Here is a 1,386-nt window from a genome sequence, read left to right as displayed (position 1 = left end):
TGACCGTGCATTTCTGCGTACACGACGAAGGCGATTCCGCCGGCGTCGTGGTCGTCGAGGGGATCAAGTCCGGCCAGACGCTGAATGGCTGGATCATGGACCAGGACCGGATGATCGAATTCCCGGCCAAGTCCGACATCCCGATCGGCCACAAGGTCGCCATCAAGGCGATCGCCAAGGGCGACACCATCATCAAATACGGCGTGGATATCGGGAAGGCCGTCGCCGACATCGGCGCGGGCGAACATCTGCACGTCCACAACGTCAAGACGAAGCGGTGGTAAGCGCCATGGGCATCAATCTCAAAGCGGCCACCTTCGAAGGCTGGCGCCGCGACAATGGTCGCATGGGCGTGCGCAACCATGTGCTGATCCTGCCGGTGGACGACATCTCCAACGCCGCGGCCGAGGGTGTCGCGCGCAACATCCAGGGCACGCTGGCGATCCCGCACGCCTATGGGCGGCTGCAGTTCGGCGCCGACCTCGACCTGCATTTCCGCACCATCATCGGCACCGGCTGCAACCCCAACGTCGCGGCAGTGGTGGTGATCGGCATCGAGCTCGGCTGGGCGTCGAAGGTCGCCGAGGGCATCGCCAAGACCGGCAAGCCGGTCGAATACTTCGCCATCGAGCAGAACGGCGACATCAACACCATCGCCGCCGCCTCCCGCGCTGCCTATCGCATGGTGAAGTACGCGACCGCGCTGAAGAAGACGCGCGCGCCGATGGTCGATCTGTGGGTGTCCACCAAATGCGGTGAATCCGACACGACCTCGGGCCTGGCTTCCTGCCCCACTGTCGGCGATTCCTTCGACAAGCTGTGGGCCAACGGCAATACGCTGGTGTTCGGCGAAACCACCGAACTGACGGGTGGCGAACACCTGGTCGCCGCGCGCTGCAAGACGCCCGAGATCCGCGCCGAATTCATGCGGATGTTCGACCGCTACCAGGCGATCGTCGAGGCCAACAAGACGTCCGACCTGTCCGACAGCCAGCCCACCAAGGGCAACATCGAAGGTGGGTTGACCACCATCGAGGAGAAGGCGCTCGGCAACATCCAGAAGATCGGCAAGAAATGCACGGTCGATGGCGTGTTGGACAAGGCCGAGGAGCCGACGCATCCGGGGCTGTGGTTCATGGATTCGTCCTCCGCGGCGGCGGAGATGGTGACGCTCTGCGCGGCCTCCGGCTTCGCGGTGCATACCTTCCCGACCGGCCAGGGCAACGTCATCGGCAACCCGATCCTGCCGGTCATCAAGCTGACGGCCAATCCGCGCACCATGCGCACCATGTCCGAGCACGTCGATGTGGACGTGACCGGGCTACTGCAGAAGCAGATGAACATGGACGAGGCCGGCGAGGCGCTGCTCGACTGCATCATCCGCAC

General features: G+C 64.1%; 2 protein-coding genes. Both read left to right on the top strand.

Features of this window, described 5'->3' with window-relative positions; translation table 11 throughout:
* The coding region (locus tag AAFN86_RS29520) for a UxaA family hydrolase (protein WP_347547311.1) at nucleotides 1-284 on the top strand (284 nt) is incomplete at its 5' end.
* A gap of 5 nt (nucleotides 285-289) precedes the next feature.
* Nucleotides 290-1,386, top strand: a 1,097-nt coding sequence (locus AAFN86_RS29515) for a UxaA family hydrolase (protein WP_347547310.1), incomplete at its 3' end; no start/stop codon positions are given.

The sequence above is a fragment of the Roseomonas sp. CAU 1739 genome (assembly GCF_039839775.1).
Taxonomy (GTDB): Bacteria; Pseudomonadota; Alphaproteobacteria; order Acetobacterales; family Acetobacteraceae; genus Neoroseomonas.
This window is presented reverse-complemented; position numbering and strand designations above follow the sequence as displayed.